The sequence below is a fragment of the Bermanella marisrubri genome (genome assembly GCF_012295615.1).
In the GTDB taxonomy this organism is placed as follows: Bacteria; Pseudomonadota; Gammaproteobacteria; order Pseudomonadales; family Oceanobacteraceae; genus Bermanella; species Bermanella marisrubri.
In genome coordinates, this window is sequence record NZ_CP051183.1 from 1,754,116 (window position 1) to 1,775,510 (window position 21,395).

General features: G+C 44.9%; 19 protein-coding genes. 7 read left to right on the forward strand and 12 right to left on the reverse strand.

What is annotated here, in order from left to right:
- Window positions 1-63 precede the first annotated feature (63 nt).
- Both HF888_RS08020 and HF888_RS08025 read left to right on the forward strand, forming a co-directional pair.
- Window positions 64-1,227 carry a sensor histidine kinase gene (locus HF888_RS08020; protein ID WP_165837035.1) on the forward strand — a complete coding sequence of 388 codons (1,164 nt, stop codon included), beginning with the start codon at window positions 64-66 and terminating at the stop codon, window positions 1,225-1,227.
- Between the two features lie 15 nt (window positions 1,228-1,242).
- Window positions 1,243-1,878, forward strand: coding sequence for a response regulator transcription factor (locus HF888_RS08025; RefSeq protein ID WP_007017812.1), 636 nt, complete (start codon window positions 1,243-1,245; stop codon window positions 1,876-1,878).
- On the opposite strand, the gene HF888_RS08030 is transcribed toward HF888_RS08025, so the two are convergent.
- The 4 genes from HF888_RS08030 to HF888_RS08045 are packed head-to-tail and all read right to left on the reverse strand — an operon-like array spanning window position 1,875 to window position 7,806.
- Window positions 1,875-2,549: a DUF4097 family beta strand repeat-containing protein gene (locus tag HF888_RS08030; protein ID WP_007017813.1), complete on the reverse strand. Its 675-nt coding sequence runs from the start codon at window positions 2,547-2,549 to the stop codon at window positions 1,875-1,877. The two genes, HF888_RS08025 and HF888_RS08030, sit on opposite strands and share 4 nt — an antisense overlap.
- A 45-nt stretch (window positions 2,550-2,594) precedes the next feature.
- Entirely contained in the window at window positions 2,595-5,666 is a 3,072-nt protein-coding gene (locus tag HF888_RS08035; RefSeq protein WP_007017814.1) for an error-prone DNA polymerase, read from the reverse strand.
- A complete protein-coding gene (locus HF888_RS08040) occupies window positions 5,666-7,108 on the reverse strand; it encodes a Y-family DNA polymerase (RefSeq protein WP_007017815.1) in 1,443 nt (480 codons plus the stop codon). The genes HF888_RS08035 and HF888_RS08040 overlap by 1 nt, the downstream gene beginning before the upstream one ends.
- Window positions 7,105-7,806 carry a hypothetical protein gene (locus tag HF888_RS08045; RefSeq protein ID WP_007017816.1) on the reverse strand — a complete coding sequence of 234 codons (702 nt, stop codon included), beginning with the start codon at window positions 7,804-7,806 and terminating at the stop codon, window positions 7,105-7,107. Before HF888_RS08045 ends, HF888_RS08040 begins: the two co-directional genes overlap by 4 nt.
- A 434-nt stretch (window positions 7,807-8,240) precedes the next feature.
- On the opposite strand from HF888_RS08045, the gene HF888_RS08050 reads away from it, so the two are divergent.
- The 3 genes from HF888_RS08050 (at window position 8,241) to HF888_RS16735 (ending at window position 9,818) form a co-directional block, all read left to right on the forward strand.
- A complete protein-coding gene (locus HF888_RS08050; RefSeq protein WP_007017817.1) occupies window positions 8,241-8,684 on the forward strand; it encodes a DUF6932 family protein in 444 nt (147 codons plus the stop codon).
- Window positions 8,681-9,604 carry a hypothetical protein gene (locus HF888_RS08055; RefSeq protein WP_007017818.1) on the forward strand — a complete coding sequence of 308 codons (924 nt, stop codon included), beginning with the start codon at window positions 8,681-8,683 and terminating at the stop codon, window positions 9,602-9,604. Before HF888_RS08050 ends, HF888_RS08055 begins: the two co-directional genes overlap by 4 nt.
- A 79-nt stretch (window positions 9,605-9,683) precedes the next feature.
- On the forward strand, window positions 9,684-9,818 hold the full coding sequence (locus HF888_RS16735; protein ID WP_007017819.1) for a hypothetical protein: 135 nt from the start codon (window positions 9,684-9,686) through the stop codon (window positions 9,816-9,818).
- Window positions 9,819-10,309: 491 nt separating this feature from the next.
- Here HF888_RS16735 and HF888_RS08065 read toward each other — a convergent pair whose 3' ends face one another.
- The 4 genes from HF888_RS08065 to HF888_RS08080 form a co-directional block, all read right to left on the reverse strand.
- A complete protein-coding gene (locus HF888_RS08065) occupies window positions 10,310-13,393 on the reverse strand; it encodes an efflux RND transporter permease subunit (protein WP_007017821.1) in 3,084 nt (1,027 codons plus the stop codon).
- 13 nt (window positions 13,394-13,406) lie between these two features.
- Window positions 13,407-14,354 (reverse strand): efflux RND transporter periplasmic adaptor subunit, encoded by a 948-nt coding sequence (locus tag HF888_RS08070; RefSeq protein WP_007017822.1) that lies wholly within the window; start codon window positions 14,352-14,354, stop codon window positions 13,407-13,409.
- Window positions 14,355-14,404: 50 nt separating this feature from the next.
- Window positions 14,405-14,710 (reverse strand): hypothetical protein, encoded by a 306-nt coding sequence (locus HF888_RS08075; RefSeq protein ID WP_007017823.1) that lies wholly within the window; start codon window positions 14,708-14,710, stop codon window positions 14,405-14,407.
- Window positions 14,711-14,842: 132 nt separating this feature from the next.
- On the reverse strand, window positions 14,843-17,029 hold the full coding sequence (locus HF888_RS08080) for a malate synthase G (protein WP_007017824.1): 2,187 nt from the start codon (window positions 17,027-17,029) through the stop codon (window positions 14,843-14,845).
- Window positions 17,030-17,309: 280 nt separating this feature from the next.
- Between HF888_RS08080 and HF888_RS08085 the strand changes: the two genes are divergently transcribed.
- A complete protein-coding gene (locus HF888_RS08085) occupies window positions 17,310-17,543 on the forward strand; it encodes a DUF1289 domain-containing protein (protein ID WP_040297696.1) in 234 nt (77 codons plus the stop codon).
- On the opposite strand, the gene HF888_RS08090 is transcribed toward HF888_RS08085, so the two are convergent.
- The 4 genes from HF888_RS08090 to dusA form a co-directional block, all read right to left on the reverse strand.
- On the reverse strand, window positions 17,540-18,205 hold the full coding sequence (locus tag HF888_RS08090; protein ID WP_007017826.1) for an NAD(P)H-binding protein: 666 nt from the start codon (window positions 18,203-18,205) through the stop codon (window positions 17,540-17,542). The two genes, HF888_RS08085 and HF888_RS08090, sit on opposite strands and share 4 nt — an antisense overlap.
- Window positions 18,205-18,648, reverse strand: coding sequence for a tellurite resistance TerB family protein (locus tag HF888_RS08095; RefSeq protein WP_007017827.1), 444 nt, complete (start codon window positions 18,646-18,648; stop codon window positions 18,205-18,207). Before HF888_RS08095 ends, HF888_RS08090 begins: the two co-directional genes overlap by 1 nt.
- 3 nt (window positions 18,649-18,651) lie before the next feature.
- Window positions 18,652-19,614: a transaldolase gene (gene tal, locus HF888_RS08100; protein ID WP_007017828.1), complete on the reverse strand. Its 963-nt coding sequence runs from the start codon at window positions 19,612-19,614 to the stop codon at window positions 18,652-18,654.
- Between the two features lie 150 nt (window positions 19,615-19,764).
- Window positions 19,765-20,757, reverse strand: a complete 993-nt coding sequence (dusA, locus tag HF888_RS08105) for a tRNA dihydrouridine(20/20a) synthase DusA (RefSeq protein WP_007017829.1) — start codon at window positions 20,755-20,757, stop codon at window positions 19,765-19,767.
- Between the two features lie 202 nt (window positions 20,758-20,959).
- On the opposite strand from dusA, the gene HF888_RS08110 reads away from it, so the two are divergent.
- Window positions 20,960-21,211 (forward strand): GlsB/YeaQ/YmgE family stress response membrane protein, encoded by a 252-nt coding sequence (locus HF888_RS08110; RefSeq protein WP_007017830.1) that lies wholly within the window; start codon window positions 20,960-20,962, stop codon window positions 21,209-21,211.
- Window positions 21,212-21,395 lie beyond the last annotated feature (184 nt).

The following is a 21,395-nucleotide window of genomic DNA, read 5'->3' on the forward strand; positions in this document are numbered from 1 at the left end:
TGTCACGAAATAAATGACATTTGTCCTATCGTAACGGAGTGCATAGCAATGCATGCTTCACCCATGACAATCCAACGACATCAATTTCTGCGTGTGGCAGATCCTATTCTTGCGACACTTACCTCTATCACAGTCGCAGTTGTGACGATGTATTTGTGGGTCTTAGATGAACAAGTTTCAGCACTTGTGTCAGTATCCCAGTTATCGATAGCGATGATCACTTTCGTATTTGTTGTCAACGTGATAGCCAATTATTGCTCAAGTCACCCCCAATATTTTGATCAAGAAACGCCTCCTGCTTGGTTTTGGATGTCGGCTATATCAGCGGTAATCGTATCGCTTATTTTTCCATCGGGACTGACTCAAGTCTTATGGATACTGACGATTGCAAAAGCATCGCGATATTTTCATTGGCGATTATGTGTTGGACTTGCCGTATCAATCCCGATTGCACTGTCGTTGTTTCATTACATTATGGCGGTGAATCCTTATCTTTGGATTAATGCGGTGTTGTATTCACTATTTAATCTATTCGCTTTATATATAAGCTTTACTCTTATATCTGAAAAGAAAGCTCATGGACGGGCGGCTGAGTTGGTAAATGAATTAACAGCAATGCAGGCCTTGTTGGCGGCAAGTAGTCGTAGGGACGAGCGCATACAAATCGCTCGGGATTTGCATGATTTATCCGGTCATCATTTGTCAGCGCTAAGTTTGCAGCTAGAGATTGCGAAACACACACAAGGCAAGGATCACGAAGAAGCGATCTCTCAGGCCGGTGTTATTGCGCATTTATTGATGAGTGAATTGCGTGAAGTGGTATCGGTTTTTCGAGGGCATAGTAGTATTCAATTGGAGCCAGCGTTAAAAGCAATAATAGATAACCTACCAAAGCTAGATGTTTGGTTGGATTGGTCGCCCAGCATTAGAATTGAATCTAATGAAGAAGCAGAGGTCCTATTGCGAACATGCCAGGAGGCGTTAACGAATATCGTTAAGCACACCAAAGCAACAAGAGCTGCCATTTTGCTTAAGCAGAAATTTAACCAAATCGAGTTGAGAGTGCTTGATAATGGTGGGCTAAAGTCGCTGCCTCAATTCGGAAATGGATTGCAGGGTATGCAGGAGCGTGTCGAAAAAATCGGTGGAAAGCTATCACTCTCTATAGGTGATAATGGATTGGAAATAACAGTGCTGCTAGCAAGGCAGCATGCTGCGGTAGCGTAAAGGGATATTAAGTGAATGATTAAAATCTTACTGATAGAAGATCAGAAGTTAGTGCGTGATGGCATTAAGACATTGTTGGAATTGAAGCCCGGTTTTGAAGTCACTGCCTGTGCCAGCGATGGGCAAGAGGGCTTGGAGATGGCTGGTCAATATGCCGTGGATATCATTCTATTAGATATTCGCATGCCAGTTATGAACGGTGTCGAAGTATTACGGGGACTTAAGGAGAGGAGCTGGTTTACACCGGTTATTATCTTAACCACCTTTGATGATCATGAACTGATCTCTCAATGCACGCGTTTGGGTGCAAAAGGGTATTTGCGAAAAGATGTTGGTTTGGATGAATTGACGTCGGCTATCAAGCATGTATTAAAAGGTGGTGATTGGGTGCGGCCTGCAGTGACGGATCGCATATCACGTTATGCGCAAGCCATACCTCAAGAGTCACTGTCAGATAAAATTGAATTATCGACATCAGAGACTCAAGTATTGCGTCTGGTGGCGGCTGGATATAGCAATAATGAAATCGCATCAACGGTGTTTAAAGCCCAAGGTACGGTACGCAATCAAATTTCATCCATTCTAGAAAAGCTTGATGTGCGTGACCGAACTCAGGCGGTAATGCGAGCTATAGAACTGGGATTAATTTAACGGATCTTTAGACGAAGTTTAATTTCACCATTGTCTTGCTTGGCATTTAGTAGCGGGCGAGTTTCGTAACCAGCAAAAGCACCGCGATCCATATTGCGGTGAACTTTGTTGATTTCAGTCGGGGCTTTTAACCCTAGTTTTATTTCGGTGCTGCCATTATTGGTGCTCGCATTGACCGGGTAGTCTGATACTGAGCGAACTTCAATTCCGCCATGATCCAATACGCGAATGCAAAATATCCCGTAAGCAATAGGGCGGTCTTTTCTCTTGCCGCCAAATTCCAAGTCTTCGTTAATATCATCCATGTCGATACCAAAGGATAAAGTATCAAGAACGGTATCCACGGCGGTTTCCAATAGCTTGGCCATCAGCTTGCTAGCCAAATCAGCCTCTTGACCATGAGTGATGCTGACTTCTACCCACATTTCACCTTCAAATATTTTCTTGAGTAGAAGGGCTTCGTATGGCTTCTTTTCAATATGCTCTAGCCACGCATCAGAGCTGGCAATAGGCTGGCCGCTACTTAGCTTGATTGTACGGGCAACCAAAAACTGATCATCTTCGTAGTTGGGGTTAATGATCTTGATCGTGGTGATGTGGGTGTCTTTTTCCGGTCGTGTGGAGCAGGTTTCATTGATGGTTAGATTATCTAAGTAGAGGCTTCCGTGCATATGGTTACCTTTTCAAGGTTTGAATGGGTGACAACCCTTATTATGTTAATGAAACTCCCTGGCGTCTACTTTAAAGCGCTCTATCTCGCCACTAATATCAATCAGCTTCCCAGCGATAATATGAATGACATCGCCTTCACGTTCTAAAATACCTTTTATTTTTAAAATCTTAGCCGTCATGAAAGCGCTTTTTTGTGCGCGCGCTGTGCCCGACCATACGATCACATTCATATTGCCCAAGTGATCTTCAAGAGTCATAAAGGTAACACCAGCCGCTGTTCCGGGTGCCTGCTTGGCAGTGACCACACCTGCTACGGTAACCAGACTTCGGTGTGCTTTATTTTTTAGTTGATCCGATGTTGTAATGCCTTGAAGCAGCCCTGACTCAAGTAATAGCTGTAGTGGATGCTTGCCGAGTGTTAGGCCTGTAGCTGCATAATCTTCAACAAGATTTTCATATTCACTGGGTTCACTGTTTAGATGATAGTGGTTGCATTGCTCTTTAAGCAGAGGCAACGCATATTCTTGATTGCTAAGTTGCCAGCGTGTTTCAAAGCGATTCCCCGAAATGGCTTGCAATGCATTGGCACTGGCCAAGCTTTCTAAATCCTTGCGCGTCATGTGCAGGGATATGAGCTCTTGAGTGTGCTGATACCCCTTGCTAGGTCGCTGTTTTATTATTTCCTGTGCTGCACTTTCGCTAAGGCCTGAAATCATATGTAAGCCCAGTCTCATCTTTCTATCTTCAATGATATGCTCATACTGGGAGTGATTGACGCAGGTAGGCAGGATGTGAATACCATGTCGCTTTGCATCCTGGATTAACTGAGAGGCGCTATAAAACCCCATAGGTAAGCTATTTAACAGGGCCGCATAAAACTCCAGTGGATAATAATATTTAAGCCAAGCTGAGACATAAGCTAATACCGCAAATGAAGCACTATGGCTTTCAGGAAAGCCATATTCACCAAACCCGCAGATTTGCATATAAACCCGCTCTGCAAACTCGGCTTCATAGCCACGTTTTTGCATGCCGTTAATGAGCTTATCCCTAAAGGGTTTTAATTTTCCGGTCTTTTTCCAGCTGGCCATGGCACGACGTAATTGATCTGCTTCACCACCACTAAATCCTGCGGCCACCATAGCAAGTTTAATGACTTGCTCCTGGAAAATAGGTACGCCCAATGTACGAGACAAAACCGCTTCAACCTCTTTTGAGGGGTAGTCTATGGACTCTTCTCCATTCCGTCGTTTTAAAAACGGATGCACCATATCCCCTTGGATTGGACCCGGTCTTACAATAGCAATTTGAATAACTAAGTCGTAATAGCATGCGGGTTTTAGGCGCGGCAGCATGCTCATTTGTGCGCGGGATTCAATTTGAAAAACACCCACGGTATCCGCTTGCTGAATCATCTTGTAAACATCAGGGTCGTCTCCTAATGCGGTGATATGAGCAATCGATAATGACTGTTTGTGTTGCTGCTGAATAAGTGAAAACGCCTTGCGTATGGCGGTTAACATGCCTAGTGCTAATACATCGACCTTTAGTAAGCCAAGGCTTTCTAAATCATCTTTATCCCATTGAATAACGGTACGAGCTTCCATGGCTGCATTTTCTACGGGGACTAATTCATAAAGTGGGCCGCGGGATATGACAAAGCCGCCTACGTGTTGCGATAGATGACGAGGAAAGCCTAAGATTTCATTGACTAAGTGAATGAATTGCTGGCCCTTGTAAGATTCAGGATTTAGGCCCAATTCCATGATTTGGCTTTGCCAGTTTAAACTGCGGTCTCGGCGAAAAATATTTTTGATAAAAAAGTCCAGCTGACTTTCGTGTAGGCCGAGCGCTTTGCCGACATCGCGAATGGCCATCTTTAATCGATAGCTGATAACCGTCGCAGCGAGGGCGGTGCGTTCTCTTCCGTATTTTCCATAAATGTATTGAATGACTTCTTCGCGACGCTCGTGCTCAAAGTCCACATCGATATCCGGTGGTTCGTCGCGCTCTTTACTGATAAAACGCTCAAACAAAACACTGATTTGTCGCGGATCCACTGATGTGATTTCTAAGCAGTAGCAAACAACCGAATTGGCAGCAGAGCCTCTACCTTGAAAAAGTATTTTTTGTCGCTTGGCGAACATGACTAGATCATGAATGGTCAAAAAATAATAAGGGTATTTCAGCTCTTCGATTAATGTGAGTTCTTTATCAATGGTTTGCTGTATATCACTGGGCACGCCTTCAGGAAATCGCAATTGACTGCCATGCTTTACCAAGTCACGAAGATGTTCCATAGCACTCTTATTATCAGGTACTAGCTCGGCAGGGTATTCATAGCGCAGTTCGGATAAATCAAATGTGCAGCGTTCCGCAATGCGTATGCTTTCTTGAATCCATTCAGGTTTGTATAGCTTTGCAATTTTACTGATAGGGCGCAAAGCACGCTCTGTATTGCTCAGCCTTCCGTCTTGGCAATCTTCAACTGTGGTTTTGTGTCGAATGGCGGTTAAAACATGATGCAGTGATTGTCGATTCGGGCTATGCATCAGAACACCACCGCAGGCAACTATGGGTAAATCAGATGTTTTTGATAGAGTATTGCAGTATTGAATATGCTCAGCATCATTGCTTTCTAAATGACGCATGCAGGCAATCCAGCTACGGCCTTTATGGTATTTGTTTAACCATTGTGCCCAATAATCGTTCTTCATTTCACTTGCATTGTTGTTGCTAGAGTTGGGTAGCCATAGGCAAAGACAATGCTTGATGGACATGAGATCCCAGCGATCCAAATGATACTGTCCTTTTTCGCTGCGTCGTCTTGCGTTGCTGATGATTCGACAGAGTTCGGCATAGGCATCTCTATTGGGACAGAGCAGTACAATGTGGAAATCATCTAAAATAAAATAACTACCAACGATTAGCTTGATGGACAGGCTGTGTTCTTTGATAGCGGTATGCGCCCGTACAACTCCGGCAACAGAGCATTCGTCGGTAATGGCGATGGCGTTATATTCTAAGAATTCCGCTTGCACCGCCAACTCTTCAGGGTGAGAAGCGCCCTGCAAGAATGAGAAGTTACTCTGACAAAAAAGCTCTGCATAAGACATTAGCTAAACCACCCATGGACGAACCACTGTTTGTCTGGTGTTTTAAATACCCATAGCCATTGACCTGATTCGTTACGCGCAATGAAATAATCGCGTTGAATAGGTTGGTTATCCCACCAGCCTGTAACGATTCGTTCTACTGGGCTATGCAAGGCCACGGCTTCTTGCAGTGGTTGAGGTTGAGGCAACATAAAGCTTGGACGAAGCAGTGAGTGCTTTTTGTTGGATATGGTGGCTTCAAATTTTACTTGTGACATGCAGTCGGCATTGGACGATACCTTGGTATATTCGAACTCCCGCTCAGGACGCTCGTCATTGTTTAAACGAATGCCTAAAACCCGATCATCCCCTAACTTGATTTTAAGGTGACTAATTAATTCGTTTTCACTCATAGCATTTTGTTTTTTAGAAAACAAATCCCCGCGGGCCGATTGCTGAGTACTTTGTTTATTTGCCGTTAAGGTAATGCCAATAACAGGATGCTTCAGTTTTAGGTTTTCAAACTTAATAGCACAAAGCGACTGCCATTTTTCGGCTAGCGTAATGGGTTCGGCAGAAGCAATCTGTTCGATCGTAGCTTTTTCTTCTCGGTGCTCTAGCTGCAATGTGATTTCTGAACAACGGGCGTTGTTCTGCTGTAAGAAATACTGCAAACGCAGTAATAGGCGTTGCAGCGGTTTGATCAAATACTGGCTATTGCTGATTTCATAAGCCAGCTCCACATATTCCTGGAATTGCTTGTTGGGGATGTAAAATTGAATGGGGTCTTGAATTTCACCTAATAACTTTTGCAAATAAATCGCCAATTCATGACCAAAGCGTTTAGCCAGTTCGGCGCGGGGAATTTTGGCAATATCGGCAACGGTGTTCAGGCCTAAACGTGAAAGTTTAAAGCGCGTTTTGGCATGGATGTCGGCGTCACTTAGGGATTTGCTTAAAGCAATCTGCTTAAGCTTTTTGGTATCCATGGATATCTGAGGTCTCGGCTGAGTCTGTGTTCTTGCTAGCAAGCGAGCGGCCAATGGCGTCACACCCATGGCGCTATGGACTTGTGCATGGCAGTGAGCAAGTTGCTGCTGTACGGCATGCCAGTAATGCTTTAAGTCACTGTATAAATGCAGCATGGAATCCACCCTCAATACAATGCCATTGGGTGGGTAAAGACCAATATCAGCCGTGACACTGTATAGCCAACGGGCAATGCGTTTTAAGTGTTTGCTCTCTTTTTCCTCATCATAAATCAGCACCTGAATGTCATGGCAAAGCGAAGCCGCTGTGGCCAACCCCATGCCTATCTTTAACTCTTTTTCTAAGGCGACAGAGTTTAGTTGCACAATTTTATGGTGCTGTTCGCTCACCATAATGACGGCTTGATCCGGATCTTGAACATCAAGCAGATCGCATAAAAGTGCAGGGAAGTGCAGGTATAACCACAAGCTCATGATGCATAGGCTCGCCCGTTATGCCGATGATGGTGCAAGTGCACCACATTGTCGGTGGGTTTTTCGATAGCAAGGCGAGGCCAGTGCTCGCTCATATCCAAAAAGAAAGGCTCGCTAGGAAAGCCTTGTTTGCGCTTGTGAATGCGAATATCAAGCCCAAGAGGATTGGGTTGCAATGTAATACCCAAGTCCACGGGTAGGGGGATTTCAGATGCTTTATGCATCATCAAAAAACATCGGCTTTCGCCTTTCTCTGAGGCCAGTTTAAGGCGTTTACTCTGTGCTATTTCAATATTGTTGGTTGGCCACGCCAAAACATTGCGACAAACACCGCTTTTAAGGCAGTTCTCCATGGCCCAAAGCATGTCTTTGTGAGACTTAGGATGCAGCACAAGGACGTGATCAAGGTTTATACCTAAATTGCTCAAAAAAACACCACTTAAACACCCTGGTGGATTAATCAGTACGTTATACCCCTGTTCGCAATGGGTAAGAGCAGGGCTCAATAATCGCAGTTCGCCTATGGCTAGCGGACTACATACCTGCACAATACCATTGAGAGGCCATCCGCCCCGTAGGGCGCGATTCAGGCGCCTGTAGCCCGTATCCTGAAAAGCCGTATTTTCAGTGGCTTCAATGCAATGACCGCCTTGGCTAAGCCATTGTTTTTGCTTGAGTTGGTCAATGATGGAAGTCATGGTGTTTTACATACTCGATACTGTATATATATACAGTATATAAAACTCCAAGATAGAAGCAAACATGGAAGTGGGCTTGGAAGAAAATGGAATAAGAGGGCTGGATAGTATTGGTTTTATATAGCTATTCAGAGGCTGCTTATTTTCTGGTTTTCTCTGTTTATGCTGTGGTGATATGTCTGTCGATAGTCACGAGTGATCGTCTATAGTGGTTTGTAGAGGTCACTTCACAAGGGGCGGCCCGCATGCTGTGTTTAGCCGTTGTTTTCAAAAGCCGGCCTGCTATGATTGAGGATGAAACAAACGCGGCAATGTAAGATGCATGTAAGTGATTGAAAAGCAAGGAAAATCTGTCATTTCATCAAATCTGCATATAAATTATTAACAGCACCCAAGCCGTATAACACGCTATCAACTAAAAATAAGAGTTTGACATGGAAGAAGAACCCATATTAGAGCCTGGACTGCACGACTTTCAGTTAGACGAGATTGGAAATCACTTTCTCAAAGACTTTGTCAGTTCGACGACAAGGGCTCCGCTGATTGCTAGTCTTAAAGCTTACGCAAAACACTTTTCGGATTTGGGCACTACCGTCGAACTATGGATAGATGGCTCTTTTACAACGAAAAAGGTAAATCCGAATGACATTGACTTGGTTGTGTTTTCACCTGAAGCGGAAGTGAACGCATTACCACCAGAAAAGCAAAGGCTGATGGCTGCTCTGGTAGATCAGCCGACAGTCAAAAAGACGTTTGGGCTAGACGTTTATTTTTGCACAGCCGAAGACCTTCAGAGACGGAGTTACTGGCGTGGTTGGTTTGGCTTTGACAGAAATGAGAAGCCAAAAGGTATCGCACGGGTAATGGTGACCTCATGAGTGAAAAGATTAGCCAACAGAAGAAAGAGGCACGAAGACTTCTTGATGAGGCTAAGAAAAAGGCACAAGAAGGAAATTTTGCCTACCAACTTACGGCTGCTTCACTAGAAAGTCATATTGGCGAGCTTGAAAAGATCGAACTTGCTTCGAAGGTTAGCCCAGCCTTTGAAATGCTGGATTTCCGAATAAAAGCTCCAGATCTGAAAACTGGAAGTGCTCCTCTTGGGTTTGTTTCTAAGTTAACTGAAGAGGTGCGTAAGACACTTGGATATGCTGCACTGCGTTTGGTGCAAGGTGGGATTGATCGGAAAAGAGTGCCAAAGCATCTATATGCGGATTTGGATTTGAGACTTGAAGGGCTTTTACCCGGCTCCTCGAGGTTTATAGTTTCTGCAGCAGCAGAAAGAGATTTATTAGATGATGGTTTAAGCAAAGGGGCCATCGAACGAGTTTTTTCCGTTCTTTCCTCAGAGGGCAAAGGACAAGAATTTCTCAATTCTGTTAATGATCTAGGCCCATTGGGCGCTAAGAGTTTGCGGAATTTTTTAAAGATTATACGTTCCCATGATGCTGAGGCTGACTTCACGTGGACATATTCAGGTGAGAAGGTTCTACATTGGGAAGGAAAAAAAGATGTTCTTGATTCAGTAACTGCTGCACTTGAGGTTACTAAGGTCATGGAAGAAGAGAGAGTAGTTCTCCAAGGGAAAGTAGAGCTTCTAAGTAAACGTGAGCGAATAGATTTGCGATCTGTGGAAGGAAATCTCATAAAGATACTTTATCCCAAGCGCCTATTGTCATCTGTAAGCGAGCTACATCTTGAGCAAGAAGTAACACTTTATTGTCAAGTCACTGAAACTGAAAACCCTTTAACTAATGAATCGTCAGTCTTTTACGAACTGCTAGAAATCAGAAGTTAATAAGTGACTAAGCCGCCGGTTTGCGCTGCCGCCCCGTCCCGCTAGCTTATCCAAGGTGTTATGTGAATAGGGGGTTCCAGTGAATAAGGTAGTCAAAGAACGCTTCGAGGAATATCCAGAAAATGCTCGCATTAGGCTAGAGGAGCTACGAAATCTAGTCTTTCAAATTGCATCTGAGCTAGAGCTTGGTGAGATTGATGAAACACTAAAGTAGGGTGAGCCTAGCTTTAGTGTAAAAACAGGCAGCCCACTAAGAATGGACTGGAAGCTGAAATCGCCCAGCAATTATTACCTGTTCTTCAATTGCCAAACTAAGTTAGTCGATATATTTCGAGAACTGTATGGTGAAGAACTGGTGTTTCAAGGAAATAGAGCTATAGTTCTATCCTTATCGAAACCGCTGCCAGAAACAGCAATCAAGTCCTGTTTAGAGTTGGCTTTGGCCTATCAGCAGTGTAAAAATTTGCCTCTTTTGGGTGCTTGAAGCAATTCATGTAAAAAAGCGTTTAAGGGGGTCGCCTTAACGCGGGGTTATGCGCAAAAGGAGGACTGGTGCATCGTTTAGCAGTCCCATGGATAGTGGCGTTACTTAGAGATATGGATATTCCTTTTTTGGTCTGTGGAGGACTTGCCGCAAGGGGATATGGCTCTGATCGCAATAAAATAAAGCCCGCATTTGCGGGCTTTTGTATTTCTAAATGCAATCTAAATTTTGACTTTAACAAACCACCTATATGCTGCAGGTAATATAAAGAGAGTTACCAGCGTTGATGAAATCAACCCACCAACCACAACCGTAGCCAATGGCTTTTGCACTTCGCTACCAGTGCCTGTAGCAAACAATAATGGCAACAAACCCAGTGAGGTTGTGAGTGCGGTCATAAGAACGGGGCGAAGTCGATCTCTTGCCGCCTGAATGCTGGCATGGTTGATGGTGTGGTTGGTTTTAATGAGATGGTTTAAGTGACTCACTAATACCAAACCATTTTCTAGCGCAATACCGAACAGAGCGATAAACCCAACTGATGCTGGCACAGATAAACTCTGGCCGCTTACCCATAATGCAATAATGCCGCCCACTAAGGCCAGTGGAATATTAAGCATGATCAGCATGGCATTGCTGAATGAATTGAAGTTTGCGTATAGTAGAATCAAAACAAGCAAAAGCGTAATTGGAATGACGATCATCAAACGCTGGTTGGCTTTTTGCTGCAATTCAAATTGCCCGCCCCAATTAACAAAGTATCCGGGTGGCAATGTGATGCTTTCTTGAATGCGTTGATTCGCTTCTTCGACAAAAGAACCCATATCTCGTCCACGCACATTAGCTTGTATAGTAATAAAACGTTGACTGTTTTCACGCGTAATTTGACGAGGGCCAATTACTTCCTCAATCTTTGCTAATTGTGCGAGCGGAATAAGTTGTCCCTGTGGGTTTTCAATAATCAATTGCTGAATGTCTGCAATATCGTGTCTCGATTGTTCTTGCAGTCTTAGGTTTATATCAAAACGTCGAACTCCTTGGAAGATTTGTCCGGCATGAGTGCCGCCCACTGCAATACTGATCGTGTCTTGTATGGTTTGTACATTCAGTCCATAGCGGGCAATGGCCGATTGATCCAAGGTAATTTTAACCTGAGGCGTACCTGATATTTGATCCTTTTGCACATCCTGTGCGCCGTCCACCTGCCTGATGATCGCTTCAATTTCCTGGGCCTTTTGATTGAGGATTTCTAAGTCCTCACCAAATAACTTAATGGCCAATTCCGCTTTTGTACCGGTCAGCAATTCATCCACTGCCGCTGCAATGGGTTGTGTGAAGTTAAACTGAGCCCCTGGAAAATCTTCAAATGCATGGCTGAAAGCGGAATATAGGTCTTCCAAATTATCGGCAGTTTGCCACTCGGATTTTGGTTTCAGTGCAACAAAGATTTCTGCACTATTTACTGGATCTGCATGGGCGCCTACCTCGCCACGACCGATGCGCGTGACGACTTTTTCTACTTCTGGAAATTGCGCAAGTAGGTCTTGCTCGAACACATTCATAGTGGATTTGGCTTTTTCTAAAGAAATTGAAGGCGCCATTGTTGCGCGAATCAAAAGATCACCTTCGTTTAAACGCGGCACAAACTCACTGCCTAAGCGCGGCGTAATGGCAATGCCCGCTGCTAGTAAAGCAAGGGCAAAACAAGCCGTCAGTTTACGGTGATGGACGAAGCGTTGAATGAGAGGTGCATAGATCTTATCAATGCCGAACATCAAGCGGTCGGAAAGGGATAGCTTGTCAGTATTGCTTGGCTTCATGAAAAGCTGCGCAATAGCAGGCGCCAATAGTAGGGCGTAGAGCAAGGAACCCAGCATCGCTATAGATACGGTATAGGCGAGTGGACGGAACGTAGTGCCTTCTACACCCTGCAGTGTAAACAAAGGGATAAAGACAATGATGATAATGCTAATGGCAAACGCAATGGGGCGAGCCATGGCTTTGCACGCTCTTGCTATCAATGTTTGTATTGGTAGGCCGTGCTGACTGTTTTTAAGCTCTTGATCTATGTGTTCGGTGATGACCACTGCACCATCCACCATCATACCGATGGCGATGGCCAAGCCGCCAAGTGACATAAGGTTGGCCGAAATGCCCAAGTAGTACATGGCAATAAAGGTGAAGCAAACAGAAAATGGAATAGACAAGGCAACGATGACACTTGGTCGAATGCGACCCATGAATAACCATAGAATACCTATAACTAAAACAATCCCCATTAGCAATGCATTGATGACAGTGTTGATGGCGGCACTAACCAAGCTGGCTTGGTCATAATATGGGGTTACTTGCATGCCTTCGGGCAAGTTGTTATTAATTTCTTTAAGACGTGCCTTGGTGGCATTAATAACTTCTGAGGTATTGCTACCCATGAGTTTTAATACCATGCCAACAACGGCTTCACCTTTGCCGTTGGCAATTGTAAGGCCGCGACGAATCTCACCACCAATTTTAATTTCGCCCAAAGATTCAAGATAAACAGGCGAGCCATTGATGGTTTTGACGACGATGTTTTTTAAATCGTCTAGTCCTGTGGCTAATCCAACGGAGCGAACAATGTATTCCTCATCATTCTTTACCAAGAACTGAGCACCGGTATTGCCATTATTATTTTCTATGATGGATTTTACTTGCGGCAGTGTGATGTCATATTGCAGTAATGCATTGGGATCAATATTGACCTGAAACTGTTTAACTTGGCCGCCAATGGAAAGAATTTCGGTCACACCTTTAACAGTTTGCAAGTTGTATTTGACAATCCAGTCTTGTACTTCTCGCAATTGCTCCAAGCTATATCGACCACTGGTATCTTCAAGTATATAAAACAGAATTTGACCTAAGCCTGTGGTGATAGGGCCCATAACGGGTTCACCAAATCCGGAAGGGATGTCGGATTTTGCAGTTTGCAATCGTTCCCCCACCAATTGCCGTGCAAAATAAATATCAGTGCCGTCTTCAAAATAAATATTGATAACAGAAAGCCCGAAATTAGAAATAGAACGCACATGATCCAGATTGGGTAATCCGTTCATGCTACTTTCAATGGGGTAGGTAATGTACTTCTCTACTTCTTCAGGAGCCAGTCCATCCGTCTCAACAAATACTTGCACCAGTGAGGGTGAAATATCGGGGTAGGCGTCTACCGGTAAAATACGATAAATGTAACTTCCACCTATAAGAACGGCGATAGCAATAAAGATGATAGGCAGCCGAAAAGCGAGAGCTGCATCGATTAATCTATTCATGATGCGCTCCTTACTAGTGGTTATGACCGGATTCAAATTCGCTTTTTTCCAGTTGTGCTTTTAATAAAAAGGCACCTCTGGAAACATAGGTTTGATCTTGATTTAAACCAGACAATACCTCTGACTTTGTATTACCTCGTAAGCCTAATTTAATTGGCGTGGCTTCCCATTCGTTTTCATGCTGAATGAATACATGGGGTTGCTTATCGATTTCAATGATGGCGCTATTGGGGATGGCAATATTGACGGGCGTGGCATCAGAGACAATGGAGGCACTGACAAAACTGCCTGGTTTCCAAAGTCCGTTTTGGTTATTTAAGAAGACGCGGGCTAAGCCAGAACGTGTATCGCTATCAACAACCGGAGCGATATAGCCAATATTGGCTTTGCTTTCAATCTTGCTATTGAGTTTCTTAATGATCACTTGTTGGCCTAGCTTGATTTGATCAAGCAGGTGAGGGTAGATGGTGATGTCTACCCAAACCTGTTTGAGATTGGCTACGACAAACGCTGTGTCATCTGGCTGTAGATGCTCGCCCTGAGCAATGTGGCGATTAATTATGGTCCCATCAATCAGAGAGATAAGATTGAAACGCGCTAGTGTTTCAGAGCTTTCCGCCAGAGCAAGGTTGTCTCCGGCTTTTACCGTATCTCCTATCTTGGCGTAAACCTGTTTTATTTTGGCTGGAAAGCGCGGTGAAATATGCGCCACCTGATCGCTATCTAATTGCACGCTGCCAGGCAGCTCTATTTTGCTTTCTATGATGCCCGTCTTAGCGGTGGCAAATTCGGTATCGAAGCGCGCCAAGTAGTCTTTGGAAAAGCTTAGGTGTGCCCCTTGCTCGGTTTCACTTTCATGATTATGTGAGTCACTTTTGTTGTCATGTTCGTGATTGTGGGTCTCTGCGCACGCAGCAATAAGCACCATAAGAATGGCGCCGACAAATATTCTGTACAGCATGGATTCTATTCCTAATGTGAAATCTAATTAATTGAATTGTTTAGACGAGATTAGGAATGCTGTTTAGGTGGTGGGGTGGGTGGTTGTGGGCTTTGTGATTCGGCAAACTTGGTAACAGGCAATGCTTGATTGGCGACTTTTTTGATGTTGTGAATGATTTTCGCTTGCTCAGCCAGATAATGATGGCCATGTGCATGGCAGCAGTGGTGATGGCCTGCTGCATCGCCATTGGCGTTGTGTTGGTCATGAGAATGAATATGCGTTTCGTGCAGATGATTTGACTCGGTGTGAGACATATCGCTTGCCGTAGTGTTGATGGCAATTAAGATCAGAAAAAACAAGTAGACGAATCGCATAAATGCATCTTAATTCGAGGTCTTATTAAACGCAATAAGAGTACGATCGGCAATGTGAAGAATGGTTCAGGCCTAAACAAAAAAAAACGCGGCCGAAGCCGCGTTTTTTTATTGCAACTTAAGACTCAAGAATTACTTGATGCCTTTTGCTGCTTTGAACTTCAAGCGGTAAGCGTGAAGTAGAGGCTCTGTGTAACCGCTTGGCTGCTCTTTACCTTTGAATATAAGGTCAGAAGCCGCTTGGAAAGCGATTGTATTGAAGTCAGGCGCCATGTTGATGTAGTGCGGGTCATTTGCATTCTGTTCATCAACGATTTTTGCCATGCGCTTCAAGCTTTCTTCAACTTGCTCTTGAGTACAGATGCCGTGCTCTAACCAGTTGGCAACGTGCTGAGAAGAGATACGCAGTGTAGCGCGGTCTTCCATTAGACCAACGTTGTTGATATCAGGTACCTTTGAACAACCAACACCTTGGTCTACCCAGCGAACAACGTAGCCAAGAATACCCTGACAGTTGTTATCTAGCTCTTTTTGGATTTCTTCAGCAGTCAATGCTTTAGCGGCTGCTTCATCCATTAGAGGAATAGTTAGGATGTCATCAACGTTCGCGTGCTGGCGAGTCTTAAGCGTGTCCTGAGTCGCGAATACATCTACCTGATGGTAGTGGATTGCGTGAAGGGCAGCTGCTGTTGGGGATGGAACCCAAGCTGTGTTTGCACCAGCTTTCGGGTGACCAATTTTTTGCTCCATCATCATGCCCATTTCATCAGGGATAGGCCACATGCCTTTACCGATCTGCGCACGACCTTGAAGACCTGTTTCTAGGCCTGTGTCTACGTTCCAGTCTTCATAAGCATTGATCCAAGTTTGCTGCTTCATGACTGTCTTAGGTACAAAAGGACCCGCTAGCATTGAAGTGTGGATCTCGTCACCAGTACGGTCTAGGAAGCCAGTGTTGATGAATACAACACGGTCTTTTGCTGCACGGATACACTCTTTAAGGTTGACCGTAGTACGACGCTCTTCGTCCATGATACCCATCTTCATGGTGAAGCGAGGTAGGCCAAGTGCATCTTCAACGCGACCGAATAGCTCGTTTGCGAAAGCCACTTCTTCTGGGCCATGCATCTTCGGCTTAACGATGTTTACAGAACCCGTAGTGGAGTTCTGGAATGGGCTGTTGCCCTTGATGTCGTGAATCGCGATAAGTGTTGTTACCACGCCATCCATGATGCCTTCAGGGATTTCAGAACCGTCTTCTAGTAAGATCGCGGGGTTCGTCATTAGGTGACCAACGTTACGAACGAATAGCATAGAGCGGCCTTTCAACTTAAGTGTTGAGCCGTCAGGTGCTGTGTATTCGCGATCTGGGTTCATTACGCGAGTGAAAGTTTTACCACCTTTTGAAACTTCTTCAGAAAGGTCGCCCTTCATAAGGCCTAACCAGTTGCCGTAAGTTACAACTTTGTCGGCAGCATCAACGGCTGCTACTGAGTCTTCGCAGTCCATGATGGTGGTTAGAGCGGCTTCCATCAGTACATCTTTAACACCAGCAGCGTCAGTTTGACCAATAGGGCTTTCGGCATCGATTTGAATTTCTAGGTGTAGACCGTTGTTTTTAAGAAGAACGGCAGTTGGAGCTGCTTCTTCGCCGTTGAAACCAGTGAATTTCTCTTCTTCTTTAAGACCAGTGGTTGAGCCGTCGGCCAAAGTAACAACAAGCTTGCCACCTTCGATAGCGTATTTAGTGCTGTCTTTGTGAGAGCCGTTTGCTAGAGGCGCCGCTGTATCTAATACGTTGCGAGCATAGGCGATTACTTTGTCACCGCGCACTTTGTTGTAGCCAGTGCCTTTTTCAGCGCCGTCTGTCTCAGGGATAACGGTAGTTCCGTAAAGCGCATCGTACAAAGAACCCCAGCGAGCGTTAGATGCATTCAATGCGAAACGCGCATTCATTACTGGTACAACCAGCTGAGGACCCGCCATTTCAGCGATTTCTGGTTCTACGTTTTCGGTAGTTGCTTCGAAATCAGAACCTTCTTCTACTAGGTAGCCAATCTCTTGAAGGAATGCTTTGTATTCAGCGAAATCATGGGCTTTGCCTTGACGCTCTTTGTGGAACGCATCAATTTTAGCTTGAATGTCATCACGCTTAGCTAGAAGCGCTTTGTTCTTAGGAGCTAGTTCGTTGGCAATAGCGCTAAACTCAGACCAGAACTTCTCTTGGTCTACGCCAGTACCTGGGATAGCTTTTTCATTAACAAAATCATAAAGCTCTTTTGCGACTTGCAAGCCGCTAACTTGAATGCGATCAGTCATTGTATGCCTCAGTTGTGTGCTGAACGGTTAATAAATTATCGCACCAAATAACGATAATTCACCCATGTTCTGCTTAATAAGCCTTGTGGGTGTTTAGCATAAAATCCGCTCAAGAGAAGGGCCTTATGCAACAAGGCGAAAAAAAGTGGCCAAGATTCTACACGAAATCCTGCATCATTTCATACATCTATGGCCTTTATACTGGGTATAAATCAGGGCTATAGAGGGTTGGCGGTGCAGCTTAACTGGGCTAGACTGGGTGAAAATCAGGTCATCTCATATGCAGCAAGTCGAATTATTCCCAGTTCCCAACCCGTGTGTCGGGGTTTGTCAAAGCAATGCCAAAGGCTATTGCATGGGATGCTTGCGCTCGCGGGTCGAGCGCCAGAAGTGGAATGAGATGATGCCTGCGGAAAAAATGAAGGTTCTGGACCTTTGTAAGCTTCGTAAGCAAAAACTCGAAGCCATTATCGCGAAAAAGAAAGCCCAGCAAGATTCACAGCTCTCAGACTAATCAGCAATCTGCGTTATTTTGCTACTATCCAGTAGAGTAATACCCGCCACTACATGTTCATCACCATGAGCTAAATGAGCTATGCACTGACCTACGTGCTGGATTTTGGTCGGTCTATATTGCTTTAGTGAGCCGAGTAGAAAGGGAGAGAGCAGGGGGGCTAGCCAACTAGCAAGGCTTTCCGCCAATCTAAATTCGTGGCGCTGACCAAGTAATAGACTAGGGCGTAGTATCACGAGCTGTTCAAAACCCAAGCGTTCGAGGCCCAGCTCCATCTCACCCTTGGTACGCAAGTAGAAGTTTTTACTCTGCGCATTGGCACCGACAGAGCTAATCACTATAAAACGCTTACAGCCTCGATGTTTCGCCAAGTTGGCGAAAGCTAAAACACCGTCAAGATCGACAGCCTTAAAGGCATCTTGACTACCAGCTTGCTTGATCGTTGTGCCAAGACAGCAAATCGCCACGTCGATTTCATTTACCTCAAGGTCATCGAGATTGGAAAAGCCACGACTTGATTGGCAAATATGAAAGCCTTCAGGTGCGTCAATCGGTTGATGGTGACGATTGATTAGGGTTATGTCACAAGGGGTGTCTTTAAAAAGTGAGTTTAATGCGGCTTGACCGGTGGCGCCGGAACCTCCGGCCATCAAAATATGCATTAAAGTTTTCCTTGAGCGGCATGCTTGCTTTGCATGTACTCGCTGTGGCGTAAGTGAAGTAGGTCAGCAATCTTGCGAATCATACTTTCTTCAAGCGGATCGATTTGATTATCGCTTAGTGCTACTTTCCAAAGGGTTGTTACCAAGTCGCATTTTTGATCGATAGTAAAATGCTCGTTCAGGTAACGCGTGAATTGATGCAAAGAGGTTGCGGCATCCACTTCTTCATGGGCCGCTTCAATTAATGAGTGAGCCTCATCTTGCGTAATGCCGGTGTGCTGCATCAGCAAAGGTGCTAGTGCAGCAGACTCGTCGTTGGTTAGCTCATGGTCAGCCATGGCAACTTCTACCAATAAGGCGGCTGCGGCTTTTTCAGGTTGAGGCGATTCTTGCTCTTGCTTTGAATCATCACCTTCAAACCACGCCAAAATACTTTTAAACATGCATTAACTCGCTTTCGCTAAAAATTGGTCGTTTAGTAGATCTTCTAGTTTACGTAAATCAGCAGCAAAGTTTCGGATGCCTTCAGCCAATTTTTCAGTGGCCATTGGGTCTTCGTTCATTTCCCAACGGAATGCTTGCTCGCTAAGCTCATCCCACTTGGCATCGTCACTTGCTTGATCATTTGATAAGCGAACGTCTAGGGTTTCAGTGCTGCCGTTTAGTTCTTCTAAAAGCGCAGGGGAAATGGTCAACTTGTCGCAACCTGCCAAGGCTTTGATCTCACCTGTATTGCGGAAGCTGGCGCCCATAACAATCGTGCTGTAATTGTGCTGCTTGTAATAACGATAGATGCGAGTAACCGATTTTACGCCCGGATCTTCAAGGTCTGGATAGCCATCAACGCCTTCTGCTTTTTTATACCAATCAAGAATGCGGCCAACAAAAGGACTGATCAAAGTCACATTGGCCTGAGCACAGGCTATCGCTTGGACAAAGCTGAATAGCAAAGTTAGATTGCAGCGAATACCTTCTTCCTCAAGTACTTTGGCTGCTTGTATGCCTTCCCATGTGGAGGCAATTTTAATCAGGATTCGATCACGCGACACCCCTAGCTCTTCATATAGGGCAATAAGGCGACGGGCTTTTTCTACGGTGGCTACTGTATCAAAGGATAAGCGCGCATCCACTTCCGTAGACACGAAACCCGGAACAACGCCGAGTATCTCTTTACCGATTTTAACGGATACCATATCTAGCGTATTTTCGAGCACATCACCGCTCTGTTGCTTTGCCCAGTCAACAGCATCGGCAATCAATGATTGATACTGTGGCAGTTGCGCTGCTTTATATACTAATGAAGGATTGGTAGTAGCGTCTTCGGGCACGTACTGTTTGATGGCTTCGATATCGCCTGTATCAGCAACTACGGAGGTTACGCGTTTTAATTGTTCTAATGTGGTCGTCATAGCAACACTTCCTTATCGTTATGCATTAACTGTGTCGCAAGTTGACTGTGCTTGTCAAATGCTGAAAGGCAGGTAATCCAGCATTGGTGGCAGCTTTCGCTTATGCAGATAGAAGTGGTGATTAAATTATGCGCAGAATATGCCTGATTCTTAATCAGGCATGTAGGCGAGGGCGTCTTCGATGGTTTGAATCGAGGCGTCTTTCTTAAAGGCCTGCTCACTTAAGTGACGACGGAACAGGCGGCTACCTGGCTGACCATTAAATAAGCCCAAAATGTGTCGTGTCACGTAAGATAGCTTAAAGCCTTTACTCAGGTGATCCTCAATATGCGGATAAAGGGCGCGGATGCAGTCTTTTTTATCTTTAGTCTGCGGTTCATGACCGTAGTAAAGAGCATCGACATCCATTAACACAGAAGGGTTGTGATAGGCTTCGCGCCCCAGCATTACCCCGTCTGCCCACTTAAGATGCTCAGTCGCCTCTTTATGGGTTTTAATGCCACCGTTTAAGATCACCTCAAGTTGGGGGAGGTCCTGCTTAATTTGCTGAACCACCTCATAGCGAAGGGGTGGAATCTCGCGATTCTCCTTTGGCGACAGTCCATCCAGAATGGCTTTACGACCATGGATAATAAAGGTCTCGCAGCCAGTGGCGGCTACCGTGTCGACAAAGTGGTGAAGATGCTCGTAAGAGTCTTGATCATCAATACCTATGCGATGCTTGACCGTCACTGGAATCTCTACCGCATCTTGCATAGCTTTAATACAGTCGGCCACCAATTGAGGGTGACCCATCAGGCACGCGCCAATCATATTGTTCTGTACGCGATCAGAAGGGCAGCCTACATTAAGGTTGACTTCGTCATAGCCGAAATCCTGTGCGATCTTTGCGCACTGAGCCAAGTCCTTAGGGTTGCTGCCACCCAGCTGCAAGGCAACTGGATGTTCTTCATCGCGATAGCGAATAAAGCGATCAGGACCGCCATCCCCATGAATCAAGGCACCCGTGGTGACCATTTCCGTATACAAGAAGGCATCCTTGCTTAGTGTCCTCCAAAACAGACGACAATGGCTATCTGACCAATCCATCATAGGGGCGGTACAGAAGCGACGGGCATTATCGGGAAGCGTTTTGGTGGTCATAGGGCCTTCTAAATACTACTGGTAAAAGGGCTAAACAAAGTCGCGCGAGGATAAAGCATTTTGGGGTTTGTAGCAAAGCCAACTGCGATGTGAGGAAGTAAATAGTCCCGGGCCTGAACAAGCTTGAGTATTTGAAGGCCTTATATAAATACTGGTATGTTTGCTACTCGGGGTGAAAATAATTTATTAAGGAAAATTAACTATGGCAATTGAAGAAATACTTGTAATGCTGTGTGTAGGTGCGGCATCCGGATGGCTTGCCGGCTTACTCGTTAAAGGCCGTGGTTTCGGTCTGCTTGCTGATATCTTGCTTGGTATCTTGGGTGCATTTATAGGTGGGTTTGCGCTTGGTCTTATCGGGATTACTTTAGGTGGCATCCTTGGTTCGATCATAAAAGCAACAATTGGTGCTGTATTGTTGTTATTGATAGTTCGCTTAATAAAAAGAGCTTAAACGGATATACGATTAGCGTCACTTCATTAACTGTGTGGCGCTAAGTTTTGTTGATTTGATCTTTTTTAGGCTTAATACCTCTGCGTCTATTAAATTATTTGGTTATTTTGCGACGGAACTCAAGTTTCTGCATTTTTTACAGTTCAAATAGCTGGTTAACATACGCGCTTGCTTTTATTGGCTA

Coding starts and splice junctions, on each gene's coding strand:
- HF888_RS08085 (WP_040297696.1), top strand. CDS start 17,310: ATGCAGCAAGTCGAATTATTCCCAGTTCCCAACCCGTGTGTCGGGGTT.
- HF888_RS08110 (WP_007017830.1), top strand. CDS start 20,960: ATGGCAATTGAAGAAATACTTGTAATGCTGTGTGTAGGTGCGGCATCC.
- dusA (WP_007017829.1), bottom strand. CDS start 20,757: ATGACCACCAAAACGCTTCCCGATAATGCCCGTCGCTTCTGTACCGCC.
- HF888_RS08045 (WP_007017816.1), bottom strand. CDS start 7,806: ATGACTTCCATCATTGACCAACTCAAGCAAAAACAATGGCTTAGCCAA.
- HF888_RS08020 (WP_165837035.1), top strand. CDS start 64: ATGACAATCCAACGACATCAATTTCTGCGTGTGGCAGATCCTATTCTT.
- HF888_RS08035 (WP_007017814.1), bottom strand. CDS start 5,666: ATGTCTTATGCAGAGCTTTTTTGTCAGAGTAACTTCTCATTCTTGCAG.
- HF888_RS08040 (WP_007017815.1), bottom strand. CDS start 7,108: ATGAGCTTGTGGTTATACCTGCACTTCCCTGCACTTTTATGCGATCTG.
- HF888_RS08070 (WP_007017822.1), bottom strand. CDS start 14,354: ATGCTGTACAGAATATTTGTCGGCGCCATTCTTATGGTGCTTATTGCT.
- HF888_RS08075 (WP_007017823.1), bottom strand. CDS start 14,710: ATGCGATTCGTCTACTTGTTTTTTCTGATCTTAATTGCCATCAACACT.
- HF888_RS08025 (WP_007017812.1), top strand. CDS start 1,243: ATGATTAAAATCTTACTGATAGAAGATCAGAAGTTAGTGCGTGATGGC.
- HF888_RS08095 (WP_007017827.1), bottom strand. CDS start 18,648: ATGTTTAAAAGTATTTTGGCGTGGTTTGAAGGTGATGATTCAAAGCAA.
- HF888_RS08030 (WP_007017813.1), bottom strand. CDS start 2,549: ATGCACGGAAGCCTCTACTTAGATAATCTAACCATCAATGAAACCTGC.
- tal (WP_007017828.1), bottom strand. CDS start 19,614: ATGACGACCACATTAGAACAATTAAAACGCGTAACCTCCGTAGTTGCT.
- HF888_RS08090 (WP_007017826.1), bottom strand. CDS start 18,205: ATGCATATTTTGATGGCCGGAGGTTCCGGCGCCACCGGTCAAGCCGCA.
- HF888_RS08050 (WP_007017817.1), top strand. CDS start 8,241: ATGGAAGAAGAACCCATATTAGAGCCTGGACTGCACGACTTTCAGTTA.
- HF888_RS08055 (WP_007017818.1), top strand. CDS start 8,681: ATGAGTGAAAAGATTAGCCAACAGAAGAAAGAGGCACGAAGACTTCTT.
- HF888_RS08065 (WP_007017821.1), bottom strand. CDS start 13,393: ATGAATAGATTAATCGATGCAGCTCTCGCTTTTCGGCTGCCTATCATC.
- HF888_RS08080 (WP_007017824.1), bottom strand. CDS start 17,029: ATGACTGATCGCATTCAAGTTAGCGGCTTGCAAGTCGCAAAAGAGCTT.